Source organism: Sinorhizobium sp. (assembly GCF_059070375.1).
Window position 1 is genome coordinate 523,255 of sequence record NZ_JCACWC010000001.1, and the last position, 23,144, is coordinate 546,398.

20 protein-coding genes and 1 pseudogene are annotated in these 23,144 nt (G+C 62.5%); 7 read left to right on the plus strand and 14 right to left on the minus strand.

Features of this window, described 5'->3' with window-relative positions:
- Positions 1-13 precede the first annotated feature (13 nt).
- The 10 genes from AC5J09_RS02590 to AC5J09_RS02635 all read right to left on the minus strand — a co-directional run bounded on the left by AC5J09_RS02590 (position 14) and on the right by AC5J09_RS02635 (position 10,480).
- A complete protein-coding gene (locus tag AC5J09_RS02590) occupies positions 14-1,018 on the minus strand; it encodes an Ldh family oxidoreductase (RefSeq protein ID WP_494296798.1) in 1,005 nt (334 codons plus the stop codon).
- On the minus strand, positions 1,015-2,139 hold the full coding sequence (locus AC5J09_RS02595; RefSeq protein WP_494296799.1) for a mandelate racemase/muconate lactonizing enzyme family protein: 1,125 nt from the start codon (positions 2,137-2,139) through the stop codon (positions 1,015-1,017). The genes AC5J09_RS02590 and AC5J09_RS02595 overlap by 4 nt, the downstream gene beginning before the upstream one ends.
- Positions 2,140-2,278: 139 nt before the next feature.
- The gene (locus tag AC5J09_RS02600) at positions 2,279-3,169 is read right to left on the minus strand and encodes a glycine betaine ABC transporter substrate-binding protein (RefSeq protein WP_494296800.1); all 891 of its coding nucleotides are present in this window, start codon (positions 3,167-3,169) and stop codon (positions 2,279-2,281) included.
- Positions 3,170-3,192: 23 nt separating this feature from the next.
- Positions 3,193-3,948 carry an ABC transporter permease gene (locus tag AC5J09_RS02605; RefSeq protein WP_494296801.1) on the minus strand — a complete coding sequence of 252 codons (756 nt, stop codon included), beginning with the start codon at positions 3,946-3,948 and terminating at the stop codon, positions 3,193-3,195.
- Positions 3,945-5,060 carry an ABC transporter ATP-binding protein gene (locus AC5J09_RS02610; RefSeq protein ID WP_494296802.1) on the minus strand — a complete coding sequence of 372 codons (1,116 nt, stop codon included), beginning with the start codon at positions 5,058-5,060 and terminating at the stop codon, positions 3,945-3,947. The genes AC5J09_RS02605 and AC5J09_RS02610 overlap by 4 nt, the downstream gene beginning before the upstream one ends.
- Complete coding sequence (locus AC5J09_RS02615) at positions 5,057-5,719, minus strand: ABC transporter permease (protein WP_018096326.1); 663 nt, start codon at positions 5,717-5,719, stop codon at positions 5,057-5,059. Before AC5J09_RS02615 ends, AC5J09_RS02610 begins: the two co-directional genes overlap by 4 nt.
- A 149-nt stretch (positions 5,720-5,868) precedes the next feature.
- A complete protein-coding gene (locus AC5J09_RS02620; RefSeq protein WP_494296803.1) occupies positions 5,869-6,549 on the minus strand; it encodes an isochorismatase family protein in 681 nt (226 codons plus the stop codon).
- Positions 6,549-7,853, minus strand: coding sequence for a M24 family metallopeptidase (locus AC5J09_RS02625; RefSeq protein WP_494296804.1), 1,305 nt, complete (start codon positions 7,851-7,853; stop codon positions 6,549-6,551). The genes AC5J09_RS02620 and AC5J09_RS02625 overlap by 1 nt, the downstream gene beginning before the upstream one ends.
- Before the next feature lie 91 nt (positions 7,854-7,944).
- Entirely contained in the window at positions 7,945-8,937 is a 993-nt protein-coding gene (locus tag AC5J09_RS02630) for a GlxA family transcriptional regulator (RefSeq protein WP_494296805.1), read from the minus strand.
- Positions 8,938-8,944: 7 nt separating this feature from the next.
- Positions 8,945-10,480, minus strand: a complete 1,536-nt coding sequence (locus AC5J09_RS02635) for a trimethylamine methyltransferase family protein (RefSeq protein WP_338279679.1) — start codon at positions 10,478-10,480, stop codon at positions 8,945-8,947.
- A gap of 227 nt (positions 10,481-10,707) precedes the next feature.
- On the opposite strand from AC5J09_RS02635, the gene AC5J09_RS02640 reads away from it, so the two are divergent.
- Entirely contained in the window at positions 10,708-11,595 is an 888-nt protein-coding gene (locus AC5J09_RS02640; protein WP_324764662.1) for a LysR substrate-binding domain-containing protein, read from the plus strand.
- A 230-nt stretch (positions 11,596-11,825) separates the two neighbouring features.
- Positions 11,826-14,246, plus strand: a complete 2,421-nt coding sequence (locus tag AC5J09_RS02645) for a GcvT family protein (protein WP_494296806.1) — start codon at positions 11,826-11,828, stop codon at positions 14,244-14,246.
- A gap of 90 nt (positions 14,247-14,336) precedes the next feature.
- Here AC5J09_RS02645 and AC5J09_RS02650 read toward each other — a convergent pair whose 3' ends face one another.
- Complete coding sequence (locus AC5J09_RS02650) at positions 14,337-14,831, minus strand: cupin domain-containing protein (RefSeq protein ID WP_100673276.1); 495 nt, start codon at positions 14,829-14,831, stop codon at positions 14,337-14,339.
- 302 nt (positions 14,832-15,133) lie between these two features.
- Here AC5J09_RS02650 and AC5J09_RS02655 point away from each other — a divergent pair, with 302 nt between their 5' ends.
- The 3 genes from AC5J09_RS02655 to AC5J09_RS02665 all read left to right on the plus strand — a co-directional run bounded on the left by AC5J09_RS02655 (position 15,134) and on the right by AC5J09_RS02665 (position 17,263).
- On the plus strand, positions 15,134-15,379 hold the full coding sequence (locus AC5J09_RS02655) for a type II toxin-antitoxin system VapB family antitoxin (RefSeq protein ID WP_379937572.1): 246 nt from the start codon (positions 15,134-15,136) through the stop codon (positions 15,377-15,379).
- Positions 15,379-15,813, plus strand: coding sequence for a type II toxin-antitoxin system VapC family toxin (locus AC5J09_RS02660; protein WP_494296807.1), 435 nt, complete (start codon positions 15,379-15,381; stop codon positions 15,811-15,813). The genes AC5J09_RS02655 and AC5J09_RS02660 overlap by 1 nt, the downstream gene beginning before the upstream one ends.
- A gap of 337 nt (positions 15,814-16,150) precedes the next feature.
- A complete protein-coding gene (locus AC5J09_RS02665; RefSeq protein ID WP_494296808.1) occupies positions 16,151-17,263 on the plus strand; it encodes a pyridoxal-phosphate-dependent aminotransferase family protein in 1,113 nt (370 codons plus the stop codon).
- Between the two features lie 78 nt (positions 17,264-17,341).
- Here AC5J09_RS02665 and AC5J09_RS02670 read toward each other — a convergent pair whose 3' ends face one another.
- The 3 genes and pseudogenes from AC5J09_RS02670 to AC5J09_RS02680 all read right to left on the minus strand — a co-directional run bounded on the left by AC5J09_RS02670 (position 17,342) and on the right by AC5J09_RS02680 (position 20,316).
- Positions 17,342-17,989 carry a glutathione S-transferase family protein gene (locus AC5J09_RS02670; RefSeq protein WP_338279689.1) on the minus strand — a complete coding sequence of 216 codons (648 nt, stop codon included), beginning with the start codon at positions 17,987-17,989 and terminating at the stop codon, positions 17,342-17,344.
- Positions 17,990-17,999: 10 nt separating this feature from the next.
- Complete coding sequence (locus AC5J09_RS02675) at positions 18,000-19,766, minus strand: Rieske 2Fe-2S domain-containing protein (RefSeq protein ID WP_494296809.1); 1,767 nt, start codon at positions 19,764-19,766, stop codon at positions 18,000-18,002.
- A 24-nt stretch (positions 19,767-19,790) separates the two neighbouring features.
- Positions 19,791-20,316, minus strand: a pseudogene (locus AC5J09_RS02680) (hypothetical protein).
- An 856-nt stretch (positions 20,317-21,172) separates the two neighbouring features.
- Here AC5J09_RS02680 and AC5J09_RS02685 point away from each other — a divergent pair.
- Entirely contained in the window at positions 21,173-21,943 is a 771-nt protein-coding gene (locus AC5J09_RS02685) for a GntR family transcriptional regulator (RefSeq protein WP_338279694.1), read from the plus strand.
- Positions 21,944-21,997: 54 nt separating this feature from the next.
- Positions 21,998-23,092 carry a BMP family ABC transporter substrate-binding protein gene (locus tag AC5J09_RS02690; protein WP_494296810.1) on the plus strand — a complete coding sequence of 365 codons (1,095 nt, stop codon included), beginning with the start codon at positions 21,998-22,000 and terminating at the stop codon, positions 23,090-23,092.
- The last annotated feature ends 52 nt before the right edge of the window (positions 23,093-23,144 follow it).

Here is a 23,144-nt window from a genome sequence, read left to right on the forward strand (position 1 = left end):
CCGCTTTTCACCGCTAACAAGGATTCCGACCGTCCTTCGATTCCGAAAGCGAAACCGCCTTCTTCCAGAGATCGGCATCGACGAAAACGGGATGCTTTCGTCCGGAGTGGCCGGGAAGCCTTACGCCGGCGGCGCCATGGGAGGCGACCAGATTATCCATCGCTTCGCAGAAGCGATCGGCGGCGAAGTGACCAGGGGCGATGGCGATCAGGAATTGGCCGACATGCGGCGGCCCACCCTCGTCGCTTCCGAAGGCGCTCGCCTCCGTGCTGAGGGCCGACCCGGTCAGGGCGGCAGCAAGGATTTCCACGAGAAGGGCGATATTGGCGCCCTTGCGGCCGCCGGCGGGCAGCAGCGAGCCTTCCAGCCCGATGGCCGCGTCGGTCGTCGGCTGGCCGTTCCCGTCCTGCGCCCAGCCGATCGGGATTGCCTCGCCGCGATCGCGGCGCAGGATCATCTCGGTCTTGGTGACGGCACTCATGCTCTGGTCGACGACGATTGCCGGAGCCCCTTCTTTCGAAGGCACGCCGAAGGCAAGCGGGTTCGTGCCGAAAAGCGCCCGCGTCGCCCCGGGCGGCGCAACGGAGGCAGGCGCATTCGAAACGCAGATGCCGAGGAGGCCGGCGTCGGCAAGGGGCCGGACGTGATAACCGAGGGCGAGGCAATTATAGGAGTTGCGCACCGCCATTGCCGCGAGGCCCGCTTGGCGTGCGAGGTCGATCAGGACCGGCGTACCGGCGGCAATGGCGGGATGTGCGAAGCCGGATCTCGCGTCGACCGTGACCGTCACACCGCGCGTCGTCACCTCGGGAACGGCTTCTCCAGCGATCTTTCCGATCGCCAGGTGCCTGCAGAAGATCGGCAGGTAGTAAAGGCCGCAGACGCGATTGCCGTCGGCCTCCGCCGTGGCGATCGCGCTCGCCACGGCGCGTGCGTTTTCGGCTGCCGCACCATGGACCGCCAGCGCCTTGAGGCAAACCGCCTCGATCTCTTCACGGGAGGTTTCGACCGGTGTCATCGACTTGCCGCGTAGCGTCTTTCGCCTTCGGCGACCAGGTCTTCGGCGAGCTGGAAACCGAGTCCCGGCTTCGTGAAGGCGTCCAGCCAGCCGTTTTTGGGAGCCAGATCGGGCGAGGAGACGATATCCTTCCGGACGAGCTGCCACATGATCTGGTTACCGTCGTCGAGATTGGGAATGGCAAGCCCTATGTGGTGTTCCGCGCAGGTGGTGATGCCGGTGGTAAAGGAAGAATGGATGCAGATCTTCAGTCCGGCGGCCTCCGCCACGGCTGCCGCCTTCATCATCGGCTGTATGCCGCCGATTTCACGCGGGCCGATGCAGATCATGTCCGCGGCACGCTGGCGGCATATCTCATAGACGTCGTAGAGCGTAAAGGCGGCCTGATCCGCAACGATCGGGATACCGACTTTCTCGCGGACATGCGCCATGGCCGGAATGCTCCAGCTCACCGTTGGCTGCTCGATGAACTCGATGTCGAATTTTTCGAGCTTTCGGCACATGTTGATCGCGTCATGGACGCTCCAGCCTTCGTTCGCATCGAGGCGCAGGCGCGCGTCGCCGATCTCGCGGCGAACCGCCGCGGTGATCTCCAGGTCGAGCTTCTCGCCGCGACCGACCTTGAGATAGAAGACCCGCTCGCCCTGGGCATGACCCACCGCGGCATCGCGCGCAAGCTCCTCGGCGGTCTCGCCCTGCAGGAAATAGAAGTAGCCGACCGCCTTCCGGTGAGCCCCCCCGAGCATCTGGTGGACCGGCAGACCGGCGAGTTTGCCCTGCAGATCCCACATGGCCATGTCGATTCCGGAAAATATCTGATTGGCCGCCCGCATGATATTGGCGCCGTGTCCGAGATATTCCTGGTGGAAGATGCGCGCGATGAGCGGCGCCACATCATGGGGCGAATGGCCGACGAGGTGCTTGGCGAGGCGATATAGGATAGCCGCCGTACCGGTCTGGTCCGGCGCGACCGTGCACTCGCCGACCCCTACCGTGCCGTCATCTGCCTCGATCTCGATGAGGTTGACCGCGAAGGATTCACGGATGCCGTAGGACCAGTGGTAGGGCTGCTTGAGCGGCAGTACCAGCGGGCGGACGCGGACGTTTGATATCTTGACCATTCTCGGAGTTCCTCGAAAAGACGGCCGGCACGGCCGGTCCGGTATATCTGCGCCCGGTTCTCCGGCACGCACCCTTCCCGCCCGCCGGCAGAAAACCTGCAGGCGGGACGAGACGTTCGTCGATAGATGCGGCGCGTTTTTACATGCCGACCGACTTCAGATAGTCGGCGGCGACCGTTTCGATGGTCTTCTTCTCCACATCGACCTGGCTGTTCAAACGCTGCATCGTGGCGTCATCGAGCTTCTTCGAGACCGCTTCGAGCGTTTCCTTGAGATCCGGATTCGCGTCGAGCACTTCCTTGCGCACGACGGGGGTCAGCGCATAGTTGGGGAAGAAGCCCTTGTCGTCCTTCAGCGTCTTCAATCCAAGCGCCGCGATCTGGCCGTCGGTCGCCTGCGCGGCGATCGTGTCGAGATCGCCATTGGCGAGAGCGTTATAGGCGAGACCAAGATCCATCGGCCTGATATTGGCCCGACCGGTTTCGAAACCGTAGACCTTCTCCAAACCGATCAGGCCGTCCGGACGCTTCGGAAATTCGGCCGTCGTGCCCATGAGGACATCCTTGCCGTCGTTATACGCCTTGGCGAGGTCGGAGATCGTCTCCATGCCGTCCGTCTTGGCGTTGCCCGGCTTGATGACATAGGCGTAGGTGTTGTTCGCTGCGGACGGCGCCAGCCAGACGAGGCCTTTCTCACCGTCGAGTTCCTTGACGCGGTTGTAGGTCTCCTCCGGCGAAAGCCGTTCCGTCACCTTGTTGAAGGTGATGAGCGACGTCCCCGTATATTCCCAGTAGAGATCGACCTCGCCGTTCTCCAGTGCGGCGCGAACGATCTTCGTGCCCATGCCGTCTTTCTTGTCGACCGTGTGGCCCTTGCTCTGAAGGAGCTGCTTGGTGATCTCTGCGATGATCAGCTGCTCGGTAAAGTTTTTGCCGCCGACGGTAAGGCTGGCGGCCCAGGCAGTCGTCGTGACGAGCGCAATGGCGGCCGCCGACAGAAGGGTCTTGGCAAGTTTCGGTGCGAAGTTCATTTCAGTTCCTCTCTCTCATTTTGTTATCGTAGCGGATTGATGCCCCGTGGAACGAGGTAGTACTGAATCTGGCCGACGATGAAATCGACCAGGACCGCGAGCATTGCCGTGGGAATGGCCCCGGCCATCATCATCGGGAGTTCGTCCAGCGAGATCCCGGTGAAGATCAGTTCGCCAAGCCCGCCCGCGCCGATCAGAAAGACCAGGGGCGCCGAGCCGACGCAGATCGCGAGCGCCGTGCGGATGCCGCCGAAGATCACGAAGAGGGCGTTTGGAAGTTCGACGCGCCACAGAACCTGCCGCGGCGTCATGCCCATCCCGGTTGCGGCCTCCACGAGGTGCGGCGGCACGGCGCGCAGGCCGGCATAGGTGTTGCGCACGATCGGCAGGAGGGTGGCCGCCCAGAGGCCGAACACCGCGGGCACCGTGCCGATCCCGAGCAGCGTCATCGAAAGCGCCAGGATCGCGAGCGTCGGCACGGTGCTGCCGATATTGAAGATCTGCATCACGGCTTCCGAAACGAGGCGGAAGGCAGGCCGTGAAAGGACGATGCCGACCGGTACCGCCACAAGGATGGCGAGCCCTCCCGCCCAGGCGACCAGCTCCAGATGCTGCAAGGCGAGATAGGAAATGTCGTCGGAATAGGCGAGGATTTCCTCCGCCATGCCGCTCCACCACAGCCAGACGACGGCTCCGGCCAGCACGACGAGCACGATCATCGGTGCGGTCTCGATCCGGCGGCGATGCTGCGGTGCGGCCTGGCCGGCGAGAGCGCTCATGCCTTCCCTCCATGGCCGAGATTGTGCACGATGGAACGGTAGCTCATCACGCCCGCCATCCGTCCGCCCTCGTCGACGCAGGGCAGCAGTGCCATGTCGTGTGCGAACATCATCGACACGGCCTGCCTCAGATCGCCGGTGGTCGGGACGGCGGACTTTACCGGTTCCGCATGATCGCCCACCGTACCGGAGCGCAGCTCCGCCACCTGCTCGCTCAAGAGAGATTGCGGTGCGCCGTCGGCGTCCAGAACGAAGACTGCAGCGCTGCGCGACGATCGCATTCGCTCGAGCGCATGTTCGACCGAGTCCGAGCTCCGGACCGTGATGAAACCCGTCTCCATGGCGTCGCGCACCGAGACGAGCCTCAGCCGCTTGAGTGCCCGGTCGGAACCCAGGAAGTCTTCGATGAAGCTATTGGCGGGACGGGCGAGCAACTCGTCGGGCGCGGCATATTGTTCGAGCCTGCCGCTGCGGAAGATCGCGATCTTGTCCGCCATCTTCACCGCTTCGTCGAGATCGTGCGAGACGAAGATGATCGTCTTGCGGATCTCCCGCTGCATCTTCAGAAATTCTTCCTGGATGGCTTCGCGGTTGATCGGATCGATCGCCCCGAACGGTTCGTCCATCAGCATCACCGGCGGATCGGCCGCCAGCGCGCGCAGGACGCCGACACGCTGCTGCTGGCCGCCTGAAAGTTCCTTCGGATAGCGCGTGAGGAAAAGGTCGGGCTGGAGACCGACAAGCTCGAGGAGTTCTTTGGCACGGTCGCGCGACTTGCGGCGATCCCAGCCGAGGAGGTCTGGCACGACACAGATATTTTCCTCGATCGTCTTGTTCGGGAAAAGGCCGATCTGCTGGATCACATAGCCGATGCTCCGCCGCAGCTTGATCGGATCGATGGTGCTCGTGTCCTTGCCGTTGATGAAGACCTTGCCGCTGGTGGGCTGGATCAGCCGGTTGATCATCTTCATCGTCGTCGTCTTGCCGCACCCCGAAGGGCCGAGCAGCACGCAGATCTCTCCGGTGGGTAAGTCAAGACTTACATTGTCCACGGCAATGAGGGGATCATGCGCCGGGCCGTAGTGTTTCGTCAGATTTTCGAGCCGGATCATGGCGTGACCTCCCCCTGGATACCGCGTGACGTGAGAAGGCGCTGTACGAGCGCGAGGAAAAGGTCGGCTGCGATCGCAAGCAGCGAGACCGCCAGCGCCCCGGTCACCAGCTGTCGGGGATCGGACTGGCTGATGCCGCGCGAGATGAACGTGCCGAGGCCGCCCGCGCCGATATAAGCCGCGATCGCCGTCACGCCGATGTTCATGACGACGGCAGTCCTGACCCCGGCCATGATGACGGGAATGGCAAGCGGGATTTCGACCTGGCGCAGACGTTGCCAGGTACTCATCCCCATGCCTTTCGCGGCCTCTCGAAGAGACGGATCGACATTGGTGATCGCGGTGTAGGTGTTGCGGATGATGGGAAGCTGGGAATAGAGAATGACGGCTACGACCGCCGGGACATAGCCGATGCCGTGGCCGATCGGCGAGAGCAGCGGGATCATCAGGCCGAACAGCGCAATCGAGGGAACGGTGATCATCATCGACGCGAGATAGAGAACGGTATCAGCCGTGCTCTTCGACTGCGTGATCGCAATCCCGATCGGCACGGCCGTCGCGATCGCAATCCCGACCGCCAGGAAGACGATCGAAATGTGCTCGATCGTCCGCGTACCTATGATGTCCAGATTGTCGATGATGAACCGTATGATCTCCATTCGTTGCGGCCTGCCTTTCCTAAACTGGGTCACGATGTCTCGGTCGGATTCGACCTGAAACCGTGCGTGACCGGTTCCAATAGATCAGAGCGGGAGGCAGGCGGGACACCCGGCCTTCCGCGCTGATGCGCGCCCCGGTCAAACGCTCGTCAGAGTTCGCCGTAAAGTTTAGCGGCATTCCCGAAAGTGTAACGCAGGGGCACCGATCCCTCGACCCGCCATGCTTCGACCGTATTTCCTTTCAGAAGGGCGCAAGCGGCTTCGGTATCGACGACCGCGCCGCCATAGAGGCGGTTCGCCAGGTTGAGAATGCCGGTCTGGTGCATCGCAAGGCCGCCGCTGCCGCAGGCGTCCTTGACGAGCAGGACATGCAGGCCAAGGTTGATCGCGTCCTTGACCGTTGCATCGACACAAGCCTCGGTCCAGACGCCGGCGATCACCAGCCATTCCACGCCAGCGTCCCGCAATTCGCCGATCAAGGGGCTCTTGCCGAAGGCGCTCGCTTCGTTTTTGACAAGCAGCCGCTCCGACGGAAGCGGAGCGACCTCCGGGCAGATCGCCGTGAGCGGATCGTCCTTGTCGCTGAAGGCGGAACGTCCATCCGGTCCGATGGGATGGAACGGGCGACGATTCTCGGCGAGATCGACGATATAGGCGCAATGAAAGGCGGGGATGCCGCTGCGGCGGGCCGCCTCCTGAAGGCGCGCGGCATTGCCGAGCACCGTCTCGTAACCGTCTACGAGATAGCGCTCGTCGTGGCGATGCTCCTCCTGGAGATCGATAAAGAGAGCGGCAGCTTTTGCGCGGTCGATCCGCAACGGTTTCTTCATCAAGTCTCCCCGCTCAGGAATTCGTCCTCATAGGGAAAGCGCGACAGGAGTTCCGTGCCGTTCTCCGTGATGAGGATCTCGTCTTCGAGTTTCACGCCCTCGCGGCCGCCCTTTTCGCCGATGTAGCTTTCGACCGAGACGACCATTCCGGGCACGAGACATCCGTCGCGACCGTAGGTCTCGTAGTCCATCGCATGGGCGATGAAAGGCGTCTCGCCGTGCATGCCGACGCCGTGCATCACGGACGTGTAACGCTGATCGACGAAGCGGTCCGGTATCTTCCAGGCCTTTTCGGCGATCTCGCGGAAAGCCATGCCCGGCTTGACGATGTCGATATTGTGCTGAACCTGTTCGTAGGCCATTCGATAGAGCGACTTCTGGTAAGGGGTCGGCTTGCCGGGACCGCAGCGGAAGGTTCGCGAGAAATCGGAATAGTAGCCGTAGCAGCCGATCGTATCGGTATCGAGGGCCACGAGTTCGCCGGGTCTGATCTTGCGGCCGCTTGCCTCGTTGAACCAGGGATTGGTTCGCTGGCCGGAACTCAGCAGCCGGGTCTCGATGAACTCGCCGCCCTGCCGGATCACTTCATGATACATGATCGCGAAGAGCTCGTTTTCGGAAACGCCCGGCTTGATCGCTTCGCGTACGGCGGCCACGGCAGCTTCGGCGCCGGCCATGGATACCTGAAGGCACTTGATCTCTTCGGGAGTCTTGACGGCCCTGACGGCGAGAATTTCGCCCTGACAGTCCTTTACCTCGCACCCGCGCTTTTCGAGCGCCAGTGCCTGCAGATGGCTGCAGCGGTCCATGCCGAGCTTCATCGACCCGCCGCCATGCTGCTTGAGCAAATCGGTAATCTCGTCCGCGAACGGCCCGGCGGTTTCGTCGTCCTTACCGGAGACGGAGGACCAGACAAGCTTGGAAGGGCGGGCCTCTTCGATCGTGTCGAGGACCATCGAGACATGATAGCTCTGCGGATATTCGAAGAGGACGACCGGACCTTCAGTGGGGATGAAGAAATAGCGGGTGGAGTTGCGCAGGAAATACCCGAACATGTTTCGGGAACCCGTCGCGTAGCGCTGGTTATAGGGATCGAAAAGGACCACCGCACCGTAGCCGGCGGCGCGCATCCAGTCGCGAAGCTTCTTCAGCCTCCCCTTGCGCAGGGCGTCGGCGTCGATGAAGGACGGTTCCGTGTCCGAAAGCCACATGCCGCCGGCCGGATCGGCTGCCTCCGGATGGCGCATCCGGTCCTTGAAGTCCACGTCATCCACGCTGTCGGGATCGAATACAACAATGCTCATGACATTCTCCTTTTCCAGCAGGATGGAGAAGAGTCGGAGCGCGCATTTGCGCAAATTCCGCGGTATCTATGCCAGAATCCGCAGAGTTTCATTATTTCAGCCCCGCGACTGCGCGAGGCGCCTCGCCCGCTCGCGAAACGCGGCGGCGAACGCTGTGCGGGACATATCCGAACTGCTCTTTGAAGGCGCGGGAGAAGTTGGCGGCATTTCCGAACCCGCAGGCGACCGCGACTTCATTCACCTTGAGACTGGAATGCGTCAGCATGTCTGCCGCGTGACCAAGCCTCAGATTGCGGTAATAGCTGTTGGGCGACACGCCAAGTTCGGCCTTGAAGGCGCGTTCGAGCTTATCGGACGAGACATTCAGCCGGTCGGCCAGGTCCCCGATCCGCAATAGGTTCTCGATCGCATCCTCCATCATCGCCACAGCGGAAAGGACGAGGTCGTCTGCGATACCGCTCCGGATACGCAAGGTCAGCTTCCGGCGATCGGCGTCGGATCGCAGCGGGCTGTGCATGAACCAGCCGGCGACGCCGTCGGCGAGCTCGGCGCCATAGTCCCGTCCGATCATGTCCAGCATCATGTCGAGGCTGCCGATGCCGCCGACGGAAGTGAAGCGGCGGCGGTCGATCACATAGAGGTCCGAGCGCATGTCGAGCTGCGGGAACGCTTCCTTGAAGGCCGGCTGGCTGGTCCAGTGGAGCGTGCAGGAATGGCCGTCGAGCAACCCTTTGCGCGCCAGGAAGAAGGCAGCATCGGCTACCGCACCGAGTTGCGCACCGGATCGGAGATTCTTGCGGATCCAGGCCATCTCCTCGTCCGCAACGAGATGCTCTGCGTCACCGCCCGAACACACGACAATCCGGTCGACCTCCGGTGCGTTGCGCACATGAAAGTCCGGCTCGATACTGATGCCGTTCGATGCCGTGATCTTCTCGCCGGCCGCCACGGTAATCCAGGAATAGCAGCGCTTGCCGGAGAGCGTATTGGCTGCGCGCAGCGGCTCGATGACCGAACTGAAGGCCATCAGCGGAAAGTTCGGAAACATCAAAACCGCGAAGCGGATTTCCTGCGTATCCCTCATCTGCCCCTCAAGGTTCGCCCGCCCCGATCTCCGCTCGTCGCTGGATCATGTAGGCATCGAGCTCTTCCCGGATCGCCGGGTCGAGGACCGGTTCCTCGTATTCGCTCAGGGCTTGCTGCCAGATGCCGGTCGCGCGCTCCAGCGCGTCGTGCCCGCCGGCCTCCTGCCAGCTGCCGTAATTCTGCCAGTTGGACAGCATCGGCTGGTAGAAAGCAGTTTCGTATCGCGCCATCGTATGTTCGGAACCGAAGAAGTGTCCTCCGGCCGGTACCGATTTGATGGCGTCGAAACCGAGATCGTCCTCGGAGAATGGCATGGGCTCGAGGAAGCCCATCATGTTCTGCAGGATCTCCACGTCCAGCACCAGCTTCTCATAGGAGGCCGTCAGGCCACCTTCGAGCCATCCGGCAGCGTGATAGATAAGGTTGGCACCCCCGAGCACCGCACCCCAGGTGGCCATCTCCGTCTCGTAGGCCGCCTGAAGGTCGACGGCGTTGGAGGCATTGGCGTTCGACGTGCGATAGGGAAGCTTGTAGCGCCGCGCGAGCTGACCCGCGATGATGTTGGCCTTGGCGTTTTCCGGCGTGCCGAAGGCGGGGGCGCCGGAACGCATGTCCACATTGGACGTGAATGCGCCATACATGACCGGCGTACCCGGATTGACCAGTTGCGCAAGCGTGACGCCGAACAGCGCCTCGGCATTCTGCTGGCAGAGTGCTGCCGCAAGCGTCACCGGCGTCATGGCGCCCATTAGCGTGAAGGGCGTGATGGTCACGGGCTGCCCGTGCTCGGCCATGGCGATCAGTCCGTCCGCCATCGCATCGTCGAAAAGCCGCGGCGAGTTCACCGAGATGATCGTGATGACGCCGGGGGATCGGCGCATCTCCTCGACGCTGATGCCGCGCGCGATCGCCATCATGTTGATGCCGTCTACGGCCCGCCCCCGCCCGATGGCGGTGCAATGGAATGAGAGATCGCTGAGCGTGATGTTCGCCTTGTAGGTATCGAGGTGCCGGGAATTGGCCGGCAGCTCCATCGGCGCGCAGACCTGGTTCCCGAGAATGTGGATCGCGTTGAAGTGGTGGGCGAGACGGGTGAAGTTCTGGTAATCGGCGAGATTTCCCTGCCGCCGGCCGTTGATCCGGTCGTGCACGTTCGGAGGACCTGCCACGAGGCCGAAGGCGATCGTATTGCCGCCGATCGTCAGGCGTTTTTCGGGATTGCGGCTGGTCAGCGTGAAGGAAGACGGCGTCGTGGCGAGCGCCGCCTCGACGATGGATTCGTCGATGCGGATCATCAGGTTCTCGCGGTCGACGATGGCGCCCGCCTTCTCGAACAGCGCCATCGCCTTTTCGCTCATGACGCGGATACCGATTTCCGAGAGGATGCGCATCGAGTTGCGATGAAGCGCCTCGAGACGATCCTCGTCGAGAAGCTGCATCGGGGAATAGGTGTTGACGACCTCCCGCCATGGCAGCTGCGAGATACCGTCGCCGCCCCGGATCGCCCGCGATCGTCTTCCGCCGCCGCGTCTGCCGCTCATCGAGAACTGCCTTTCATCCCCTGATCCGCGCAGCTGCGCCATAGAAGGCCCTGCTCCGGATACTTATGCTTTTTCTGTTCCGCTCCCCGAAACTATGGCCAATCATGCACCGGTCTTCACATGATAAGTTCGGCGGCAATGGCCAAAAAAAACCATGTCATGGCACGCGTGCACCTTGCAAGTCCCGGACGGGCCTGACTAGCATGGAGCAAAAGGGGAACTTTCAGATGAAGCCGCCGCCGCCATTGAACTACATCCGCTCCTTCGAATGCTCCGCCCGGCATCTCAGCTTCACCGAGGCGGCCAACGAACTGGGCTATACGCAGGCCGCCATCAGCAATCATGTGCGGGCGCTCGAGCAATATCTCGGGCGTCAGCTCTTCATCCGCTATCCGCGCAGCCTCAAGCTGACCGAGATGGGAGAGGCCTTTCTTCCCACCCTGCGCCAGGCTCTGAACCAGATCGACTTCGCCACGGAAGCGGTACTTGCGTCGGCGCGCAACAAAACCGTCGTCATCTCCTGCCCGACGAGCCTTGCCGAAAACTGGCTGGCAAGGTGTGTCGCCGGGTTCAGCAGGAAACATCCCGACGTTGAAATCCTTCTGCACGGCACGATCTGGGAGGATTCGACCGAGCAGATCGCCGATATCCTCATTTCGATCCGGCGCTTCGACAACATGCCGGCAAGCGGCATGCAATTGTGGAACGACCGGCTTGTGCTTCTATGCGCGCCCCAGCTCGTCCACGGGCAGAATGCGATCAGGACGCCGGCCGACGTTCTGAAATCGAACTGGATCGCGGTGCACGGCCGGCAGGAGTTCTGGCAGGAAATGGCCGATGCGCTCGGCATAGACGCCTCGGCGAACGACAAGCGGCTTTCCACCAATTCCACCAATATCGCGCTGGAAATGGCGGCGAGCGGCGCCGGCTGCATCGTGACCACCCAGTCGCTGGCGCGGACCTATGTGGATCGCGGCCTGCTTGTCGAGCCGTTCCAGATCCGCACCAAGAGCGCGTGGAACTACTACCTCGCCGAAGGACAGGCGTCGAAAGGAACGACCGTCTCGAAGGTGCGCGATTGGATCATCGCCGAGGCTCAGAAGGTGATCGGCTGACCCATTCACCCCCGATACCGGAAAGGGCCGATCTCAGACTAGCCCGAGCCTATCCGGCAACAAACGAAAATTGCGAGATCAATGACCTCGTTTTATTTGTCCATTCGATGACAATAGGGGCCGATTTCCCGCTCTGGGCCGCTTTGCAAAAAACGGCTCGTCCCTAAACTGAAGCCGCGACGGCAGAGATTTGCCGGCGGCAGAGGTCATCGTTTCAAGGCTGGATTTTCATGCGCTCCCACGCTCAAGCGGTCGTCATCGGCGGCGGTCTCATCGGCTGCTCCATTCTCTACCATCTCACCAAGCTCGGCTGGTCCGACGTCGTGCTTCTCGAGCGCAGCGAACTGACATCGGGATCGACCTGGCATGCGGCCGCCAACATCCACGGCCTGCACGACTCCACGAACATCAGTCTGCTTCAGCATTATACGATGGCGCTCTACAAGGAGCTGGAGGTCGAGACCGGGCAAGGCTGCGGCATCTTCCAACCGGGTTCGCTCTATCTTGCGCAGACCGAGGCGCGCGAGCACCAGCTCCGGCTCCAGGAGGCCAAGGCGCGCCGCTACAAGATGAACTTCTACGAGATCGGCCGTGACGAAGCGGAGCGGCTGCATCCGCTCGTCAACTTCGACGGCATCCGCTGCATCATGTACGAGCCGGAGGGCGGCAATGTCGACCCCTCCGGCGTGACGATGGCCTATGCCGCAGGCGCGCGCAAGCGTGGCGCCGAAATCCACCGCTTCACGCCCGTCACCGGTACGGAGGCGCAAGCGGACGGCAGCTGGATCGTGCGCACGCCGAAGGGCGACATCCGCACCCGGTGGGTGGTCAACGCCGCCGGGCTCTGGGGCCGCGAAGTCGCGGCCATGGCGGGGCTCGAACTTCCGCTGATGCCGACGGAACACCAGTATTTCGTGACCGAGACCATAGCGGAGATTGCGGCACTCGACCGGCGGCTTCCCTCCGTCGCGGACCGCGACGGCGAATATTACCTCCGGCAGGAGGGCCTGGGCCTGCTGATCGGTGCCTATGAGCGCGACATGCGCTTCTGGGCCGAGGAGGGCACGCCGCTCGGCTTCGGTCACGAACTCTTCCCCGACGACCTCGAACGGATCGAGGAAAACATGATGCGCGCGATCGACCGCGTGCCGGTGGTCGGAACGGCGGGCATCAAGCGCGTCATCAACGGGCCGATGATCTGGTCGCCCGATAGCGCGGTCCTCTTCGGCCCCGTGCCGGAAATGACGAACTACTTCTGCTGCAACGGCATCATCCCCGGCTTCTCGCAGTCGGGCGGCATGGGCAAGCTTGCGGCGGAATGGATGATCGAGGGCGAACCGTCGCTCGACATGTTCGGCTGGGACATGGCGCGCTTCGGCCACTGGGCGAACAAGGCCTTCACCAAGGCGCGCGTGCAGGACCAGTACAGCCACCGCTTCAAGATCCACTTCCCCAATGAGGAGCGGGCGGCCGGACGCCCGGTACGCACCCGGCCGGCCTATGAGAAGCAGAAGGCGATGGGCGCCGTCTTCGGCCTGAATTTCGGCTGGGAACATCCCCTCTGGTTTTCCGCCGATGGCGAGCCGAAGGAAGAGACGACCGGCTTTACCCGCCAGAACTGGTGGGCGCCCGTCGGCCGCGAGGCCCGAATGCTGCGCGAAAGCGCCGGCATCATCGACATTTCCAACTTTGCGAAATACGCGGTGAAGGGACCGGGTGCCTCGGACTGGCTGAACGCGCTTTTCGCCAATCGCATGCCCACGACGGTCGGCCGCTCGTGCCTGACGCCTCTCATCGGAAAGCGGGGAGGCATTGCGGGCGATTTCACCGTGACGAAGCTCGGCGACGACGACTTCATGATCTTCGGCTCCGGCATGGCGGAACGCTACCATCAGCGCTTCTTCAATGCGGTTCCGCTGCCCGAGGGCACGACCCTTACCTCGATGACGGAGCGCCTTTGCGCCTTCAACATCGCCGGGCCGAAATCGCGCGAGTTGCTGATGCGCCTGACGAACGACGACCTCTCCAACGAGAGCTTCCCCTTCATGCGGTCGCGCAGGATGCGCGTCGCCGGCGTCGAGGTCGTCGCACTGCGCGTCTCCTTCACCGGCGATCTCGGCTGGGAACTCTACTGCGACGCCGACCGGCAGCTCGCGCTTTACGATGCCTTGCTGAAGGCCGGTGCGGATCTCGGCGCGGGCCCGGTCGGCTCACGCGCACTCGCCTCGCTGCGCATCGAAAAGGGCTATGGCAGCTGGAGCCGCGAGTATTCGCCCGAATACTGGCCGCAGGAATGCGCTCTCGACCGGCTGATCAAGCTCGACAAGGACGGGTTCCTGAACAAGGCCTCCTACCAGGAAATCGCCGGGAAGCGTCCGAGGCAGAAGCTCGCCATGATATCGATCGACGCCACGGATGCGGACGCCACCGGCGGCGAGCCGATCTTTCTCCGTGACGGCACCCCGATCGGCCATGTTTCGTCCGGCGCCTACGGCTATACCGTCGGCATGTCGCTGGCGCTCTGTTACATCAAGGCTGGAACGGCGAAACCGGGTGACACGGTGAGTGTCGCAATCCTCGGCCGCCCTCATGACGCCGTCATCCTGGAACGGCCGCCCTTCGACCCGGCAGGCGAAAGGCTTCGAATGTGACGAACAAATCTATGCCGTCCCTCTGAAGCCGACACCGCAGAACAGGTGCGGTATCCGCCGGAAGATCTCGTGCTCTGGAAGAACGCCGGGTCAGCCAGGATGTTTGTGGATCGGATCCACCCAGTAGACTTCCTCTGGCTTTTCGACCGGATCGACATCGGTAATGTTCACAACGACCGCCTCATTATCGGATCGGACCAGCACGCATTCGAGCGGATTTTCCGGATCCGCGTTGATTTCCTGGTGCGGCACGAAAGGCGGCACGTAGATGAAGTCACCGGGTCCGGCTTCGGCGACATATTCGAGCCTGTCGCCCCAACGCATGCGCGCCTTGCCGCGAAGCACGAAGATCACGCTTTCAAGCGGCCCGTGATGATGCACCCCGGTCTTGGCATTGGGCTCGATCGCAACGGTCCCGGCCCAGATCTTCTGGGCGCCGACGCGGGCATGGTTGATTGCCGCCTGCCGATACATGCCTGGCGTCTGAGCCGTGTTGGCGTCGAGTTGGTCACCCTTGATGACGCGAACGCCGTTGTTCCTCCAGTGGTCCTCTCCGTGATGATCGTGATCGTGCTTCTCGGGCATTCTCCGTCTCCTGCTTTAAGCACAGTTCCGCACTAGATCACGATGAGTTAGGTCGGGTCGACCGAAAAACATAACCCCAGATCTGAAATCAGATTGCCAGCTGTACGATGTGAACAAAGGGGGTCAAAGCCCATACGATTTCGAGCTTAGCAGAAACGAGCGGGCGACGCTCCCTACCGTTTCTCTTCTGCCCTGAGCGAAAGCCGTCTGGAGAGGCGGATGCGCCCTGACCCTTGCGATTGGTGTATATTCAAGCTAATATATCCGTATATTCCATGCTGGATATACATGAGGAAACGGTCATGTCTCTCTACATTCGCGACGACGATGTTGATGCCCTGGCAAAGAAGGTGCAGCAGGTCACCAAAGCCCCGACGAAGACCGAGGCGGTCAGACGCGCTCTAGAAAATGAGTTGGCGCGAGTGGAACAAGCTGTGCCGCTAAAAGAGCGAGTCGAAAAGATTCAGAACAGTGTTCGAGCCAAGATGGGACCAAACAAGCCGGACTTCGACATGAAAAAATTTACTGACGAAATGTGGGAGATCTAATGTTCTTGGATGCGTCGGCGATCGTCGCCATCTTGGCTGGTGAAGAGGATGCAGGTTACCTCGCCAAGATTGAGATGTCGGAAGGTCTTAAGATCTACTCGCCGCTCTCAATGTTCGAGGCCGTGATCAGTTTAGCCCGTATAGTCTCGATCTCGCAGTTCGGCGATCAGGTCCCTACTCCGCCGGAGTTGATCGATGAGGTGCAAGAGGACGTAGCGAAGTTCCTGGAGACGATCGGCGCGCGCGAAGTGTCCGTGAGCGGCTCCCTACACCGCAATGCAATCGAAGCGGCTCGCAACTATGGCCGTTTTGTCGGGCACCCGGCGCGGCTGAATTTTGGTGACTGCTTCTCCTATGCCTGCGCCAAGGAATATCGCCTTCCCCTTCTGTTCAAAGGCGACGATTTCTCAAAAACGGATATCGACGCTGCTTAAAAGTGCGCACCTTCGCAGGTTTGCGGGCAATGGCTTGCTCGCGGCAAGGCTGCCGGGTTGGCAGTGATCGCGGGATGTGGATCACAGGTGGAGCATTTTCTCGAGGGCGGCGAGATCGATGCGCCGGACGCCGCGTCCCAACCACTGCCGCAGCGCCCGCGCCCGGGCCGCCAAGTCGGACACAACGCAGGCGGCCACAAGAGGTGCACCTGCATTGCGTAGGTAAATTATTATTACCGAACTCCTAAGTAAACTAAACTTTACTTATCGCCGCCTGTGCCTGCATCGTGCTCCCGGAAACAAACGCGCCGGGGACCGCCGGCAGAGGAATGCTCGAATGAATGCTTTTTCGCCGCCGCCCCGCCTCCTGATGGGCCCCGGTCCGTCCAACGTCGCGCCGGAAGTGCTCGCGGCACAGGCGCGACCGACGATCGGTCATCTGGACCCCAGCTTCGTCGGATTGATGGACCGCATCAAGGACCAACTCCGCCTCGCGTTCCGAACAGATAACCGTGTGACTTTCCCCCTATCGGCCCCCGCCTCGCTCGCCATGGAGATGGCGTTGGTGACGCTGCTCGAGCCAGGCGACACCGCCATCATCGCGCAAAACGGCGTGTTCGGCGGACGCATGGCCGAAATTGCCCGGCGCGCGGGCGCGGAGGTACGGCTGGTTTCCGTCGAATGGGGCGAACCTATTGATCCCGAGGCGGTTCGCGCGTCGATCCTGGAGGCACCGCAGGCCAAGCTGCTCGCTTTCGTGCACGCGGAGACTTCGACCGGCGTACGGTCGGATGCGGCCGCGCTGTGCGCCCTGGCGCGCGAAGCGGGGTTGCTGTCGGTCGTGGATACCGTGACGGGCCTCGGCGGAATTCCGGTGTCGGTCGACGAATGGCAGGCGGACGCCGTCTATGCCGGCACGCAGAAATGTCTGTCCGCGCCGCCAGGCCTTGCGCCGATCACCTTTTCCGATCGCGCCGTCGCGGCAGTCAAGGCGCGCAAGGCGCCGATCCAGAGCTGGTTCCTCGATCTCGGTCTTATGCTGGGGTACTGGGAGGGGGAAGGTGCCCGCTCCTACCACCACACCGCACCGGTCAATGCGCTTTACGGCCTGCACGAAAGCCTTACCCGCCTGCTTGGCGAAGGCTTGGAGACCGCCTGGGCGCGCCACCGCTCCGCCCATGATCGGCTGGTCGAACGGTTAGAAGGGCTGGGCATCGGCTTCGTCGTCGACAAGGAGCACCGGCTGCCGCAGCTGAATACGGTTTGGCTCCCGGAAGACGTGGAGGACGCGCCCGCGCGCAGACGCCTGCTTGACGAGTTCGGGATAGAGATCGGCGGAGGACTCGGGCCGCTCGCCGGCCGTATCTGGCGCATCGGACTGATGGGCGAGACTTGTCGGATCGAGAATGTCGACCGTCTGGCCGAGGCGATCGGGGCAGTTCTGCCGTAGCCTCCTGGCCCTGAGTTCCCACTCCGCCAAGAAGAGCGCCGTAAGAGTGCCGACTGCTGTGATCCGGTCGCTTGCCCCCTAGGCGGCACGCGCCGGCCCGGCCGGGAACACACCCGACATGACCGTGAAGCCCTTGATCCGCTTGAGGCGATCGCACCAACGACGGATTGCCGGATAATCCTGCCGGGGAATGCCCCCCTCTTCCGAAAGCATGATGTAGGGGAAACAGGCGATATCGGCCACGGTCGCGTGCGGCGCCGAGCATATCCAGTCACGCCCTTCCTGCTCGCCGAACCAGAGATGCTCGTCGAGGATGCGAAACAGCCTGTGAGCGCCGGCCCGAGCCGCCTCGACGTCCAGATCGTAGAACAGGCCGTCATGGAGACGCGCGGCTGAAGCCGTGCCGGTGATGCCGTCCGCAAAGGCGAGCCACTGGCCGATCTCGCCGAGAAGCGCCGGATCGTTGCGCGGGTACCAGGTGCCGGAGGGATCATATTTGGAGGCGAGATAGACGAGGATCGCCTGCGCGTCGCGCAGCACCAGTCCGTCATCCTCGATCACCGGCAGCTGTCCAAGCGGATTGAGCTTCAGGAACCAATCCGACTTGTGTTCGCGGCCGGGATAGAAGTCGACCGGTACCGTCTTGTACTCGATGGCGAGCATGCTCATCAGAAGTCTGAGCTTGTAGCAATTGCCCGAGAGTTCGTAATCGTAGAGGGTAATCATCCGGCAGCTCCTAGAGATCGAGGACGAGGCGCGCGGATTTGGCGCGCGACACGCAGGTCATGATCTTGGTGCCGGACCTGCGCTCGGCATCGTTGAGGTAGACGTCCTGGTGATCGGGCTCACCCTCGATCACGGTCGCAAGACAGGTGCCGCAGGCGCCCTGCTCGCAGGATGACGGCATGTCGATGCCGGCTTCGCGCATCACCTCCAGGATGGTCCTGCCGGCGGGGACCTTCAACGTCACGCAGGAGCGCGCAAGCGCCACCTCGAAGCTCGAACTGTCGTCGATCGTGTTAGTGTTCTTGAAATATTCGAAATGCACCGCCGTTTCCGGCCAGCCGCGATCCGCCGCGATCCGGCGCGCCGCCTCGAGCATTGGCCCCGGACCGCAGAGATAGAGGTGCATGCCGGGCCGATACCCGGAAAGAACGCCCTTGAGCTCGGCGGCAGTCGCGTCCGGACGGAGTCCGAGGTGAGGCTTCAGCGCCTCGCCGAGGAGAGCGGTCTTTTCCGGAAAGGCGAGCTGTTCCTGGTTCTGGGCGAAGTAGTGGAAGGCGAAGTCCAGGTTCTGGTTCTTAAGGGCCTGTGCCATGGCAATCAGCGGCGTGACGCCGATGCCGCCGGCGACGAAAATCGTCTTCTCGGCATCGCGGCGCAGCGGGAAATTGTTGCGCGGCTCCGAAATCGCCAGGACGTCGCCCTCGCGAAGCGTCTCGTGCATGCAGAGCGAGCCGCCCTTCGAATCCCGCTCCAGCTTGACGCCGATGACGTAGCTGTCGCTTTCGCCCGGGCCATTGGTGATCGAATATTGCCGGATGAGGCCATTCGGCAAGTGAACGTCGATATGGGCGCCGGGCTGGAAAGTCGGCAGCAGGCCCTTGACCGGGCGAAGCTCGAACGCCGCGATGCCCTCGGCAGCCATCCACTTCCGCGCGACCGTTACACGGACCGTCGCCTTGCGGCCGTGAGCGGTCAGTTCCGGCATCTCTGCAAGTTCCGGCGAGACGCGCTCGATCACCGGCTCGAGCGGCGCCGGCTGCGGTGCGGCAGCCGCCTCGCGCTCGACGATCTCACGCAGCTTCGAAAGCCGCTCGTTGTGATGGCGCAGAACGGGGATCCGTTTGGCGCCGCGCGGCGAGCCGTCGAGTACGCCGCGGATAACCGAACGGTTGGAGTCGACCGGCTGGACGAAGAAGACGGCCAGCGTCTCGGTGCCGTCTTCGCGGGCCGTGAGCGCCACCGAGAAGCCGTCGCTCGCCTTAAGCGACATATCTGCCGCTGTGCCTTCGAGGCAGCCGTTCGGCTGAAAGCGATAGCCCGTCAGCGCCGCCACCACGACATCGGCCGGCGCATTGACCGGAATGCCGCGAAGGGTGAGAAGATCGCCTTCGGCGAGGCCCGCAACGTCCGGCACGTCCCCTTGAGGCTCCTCCGCCGACCAGACGAGGCCATAGCGCTCGACGCCCGCAAAGGTACGGTTGGTAATGGTGCGGGCCGGCGCGTCGGCCGGATGTGCCGGAATATAGGTACAGCCGGCGGTGCGGTTGGAATACCGCCAGCCGTGATACTGACACTTCAACTCGCGTCCATCGTTGATGCCGATCGAGAGGCGGACGCCGCGGTGCAGGCATCGGTTCTCCCAGATATTGACGTAGCCGTCGTCGGCACGCCAGACGGCGAACTCGCGGCCGAGCAACTGGGCGTGGAAGACGTGGCGGAACGGCAGATCATAGGACGCGGCAACGGGATGCCATCTGGTCTTGGCGGTATCGAGCATCGTTCTCTCCAGAATTCTGAAACGTCAGGTGGCGGCCGGGATGACCCCGTAGGTCACGCCCTTCTGGCTGAGCCAACGGCGGTAGGCGATCGCCGACTTGTCGGCGCGGATCGGCGTCTCGGCCCGCGGGTCGAGCGGCAAACGCTTCGGAAACTGGTTCTCCAGGATCGGCTTGTCCTGGCCGAAAATCGTTTGCTGGAAGCGCTTGATCACCTTGTCTTCGTTCTCTTCGTCGAGGACACAGAGCATCATATGCGCGCGGACATGCTCCTGATCGACCGGCTGAAGGAAAACGGCAATGACGTCGAGGCGGCTCTCGTCGATGGGGCTGGATTTGTACAGCACCGAACAATAGGGATGCGGCACCCGATAGATATATTCGACATCGGCGCCCCCGGTCGAAGCGGTCGAGGCCATCGGTTGGAAGAAGCGACAGCGCGTGGCGACGATCTCGTCGCGCTCGACCGAAAGCTCGACGTCGTATTCCTTGACCTCGTGTATGGGGTTCTGCTCCCAGAATATCGGTATGGACATAAGGAAAGTGGCCCATGTCGAGGAAATTCTCGATAGCGCGGGGTGCCGAAACATTGACTCCGATGGTGGCGGCATTGAGCCTGCGCCGATCGGCCTCCGCATATTCGGGAATGGGAAACAGCTCGGCGGGCGGCGTCCCCAGCGAGGTCCAGATATAGCCATAGGCAAGTTTGATCGGTAGACAGCCGCCGAGCGTACCGATATCGGCCGGACTGCCGGCAGGGAGCTCCGGGCGCGAACGCCAGACGGCCGCCCTGCCTTCGCCATCCGAAACAAAGCTGATGCGCTCCTCGAGCAGCACCGTGTCCTGAACCGTCCCCGCCGGCACCTCGTCCACCGCCGCCAGCGGGTGCCACAGATCGAGAACCACCTGGTCCTGGCATTTGGTCGGGCTCATGCGTTCATCTCCGTGAATGGCGTCTGGTCATGAAGCGGTTGGAAACCGTAACGGCTGTCGGAATTCACCGGCTCGCCGCTACCGCTGCGAACCACCTGCCGGCGATAGCCGCCCACGGCACTGGGTGGCGAGGTCAACAGCGATCAGGCGCGGGTGAAGGGGCGCGGCCGACGACGTCAGGTCCGCGGCGACATCGCAGTCACTAAGAAGAACTCGATCGCTACAAAGGGCAGTTCTGCTCATCGCATCCTCCCTGGCTAGCACTTCCCTATGAACCTAGCTCCGTGATGGACTCATTGGAACCACAAGATTGGATACCAATCAACAAGAAATTGCATGGCAAAATGCGTTTTTTGATTGACAGCTTGATTTGATTGAATACCGATATGGAATTCGTAACGCCGGATATGCGGCCGTGCAATGCTCCGGTGCGACCGTCCCGCAGATTTTTCTGCGGGAGATGGAGAGACCTGTCATGAGCAGCCGTTCGCAGGCGATTGCCGACATCCTGACCCGGGCGATCATCGATCACCGGCTCGTACCCGGATGCAAGCTCGGTGAGCGCGAACTGGCCGAAATCTTCGAGGTCAGCCGCATCGTCATCCGCCAGGCACTGATCAGGCTTGCCGACGACGGGCTCGCGCAGATCGAACGCAATCGCGGCGCCTTCGTCGCACGCCCGAGCATGCAAGAAGCGATGGAGATCTACGACGCGCTGACGCTCGTGGAACAGGGCGTCGCCGCCCAGCTCTGCGACCGCCTGGGGCCCGCCGGCTTCGCCGAGTTGCGCCAGCACGTCGAGCGGCAGCGCCAGGCCGTCGCATCCGGCAACGACGCGCTTGCCGACGTTCTCGGCCAGGAGTTTCACACTCTCTTCGTCCGCCTCAGCCGTAACAAGGTCATGCAGGAAATTCACGCGCAGCTCGTGCGGCGCACCACGCTCCTGCGCTCGTTGATCTCCGCCGATTTCGACTATTGCAATCTGCTGGACGACCACCAGCGCGTGATCGACCTGCTCGAAAAGGGTCGGCTGAAGCCTGTCATGGAGTTGATCGACACCCATCACCGCAGCGTCGTGCGCGGCTATATCATGGATCGGCAGGTCTTTCCGGAGCTGACGCCGCGGGAGGCGCTTCAGCCCTATCTCGACGGCAAAGCCGATGAGGCGTCCAAGGCGGCGCCACGCAAGAAAGCGGGAGAAAGCGGCGGGGCCGGCGCGAGCCGCCACGTCCACGCCACGAAATAGATCCGGCGGCCACAAGCCGGAGAAACGACACGAACCGACAAAGGGGTTACTGCCATGTTCAACCTGACCAGACGACAATTCCTTCGATATTCCGGCGCGACCGGTGTGGCACTCGGAACCGGAAGCCTTGCCAGCTTCGCGAGCGCAGAGGAGCCGTTAAAGATCGGCGTCGTCTACGTCTCGCCGATCGCCGAGATAGGCTGGACCAAACAGCACAGCCTGGGCGTCGACGCGATCAGGGAGGAATTCGGCGACAAGGTCGCCATAACGGTCATTGACAACATCTTCATGCCCCAGGATGCCGAACGCGTGTTCCGCGAGCTCGCCGCCTCCGGAAATCAGCTGATTTTCGGGACCAGCTTCTCGCACGGCACGCCCATGCAGAAGGTGGCGCCGCGCTTCCCCAAGACGGCGTTCGAGCACTGTTCGGGCATCGTGCACCGCGCGAACCTCGGCACCTTCGAGGCCAAATATTACGAGGGCACCTTCGTCGCGGGCGCGGCCGGCGGGCATATGAGCAAGTCCGGCAAGATCGGCTTCATCGGCGGGTTCCCGATCCCCGACATTGTCGGGCCGGCAAACGCGCTTCTTCTCGGCGCGCAGAGCGTCAATCCGGAGGTCACCTGCAACGCCATCTTCCTCAACTCCTGGTTCGATCCGGGCAAGGAGAAGGAAGCAGCCAACACGCTCCTGTCGCAAGGTTGCGACGTGATCTGTTCGATGACCGATACGGCAACCGGCGTACAGGTGGCCGGTGAAGGCGGCGCCTGGTCGATCGGCTACGCCAGCGACATGGCCAAGTTCGGCTCCGGCAAGCAACTCACGGCCTTTACCCTCGACTGGTCAAGTGAGTATCTGCGCGCCGCAAGGGGCGTAGCGGAAGGCAGCTGGAAGGCTGAGGCGCGGTGGGACGGGCTTTCCGCCGGCGTCGTCAAGATGGCCCCCTATAACGAGGCGATCCCTGCCGACATCCAGGCCAAATTGAAGCAGCTCGAAGCCGATATCGCAGCGGGCAAGATCCATCCCTATGCCGGCGAGCTTAAGGACCAGGACGGCAACGTCAAGGTCGCTGCCGGGTCGGTTCTTTCGGATAGCGACATCCGAGGGATGAACTGGTTCGTCAGGGGGATGATCGGCAAGCTCAGCTGAGCCGCGTCCTGAAATCGGCGTGACCGCGGCGGAATCCGCGTCGCGGACACGT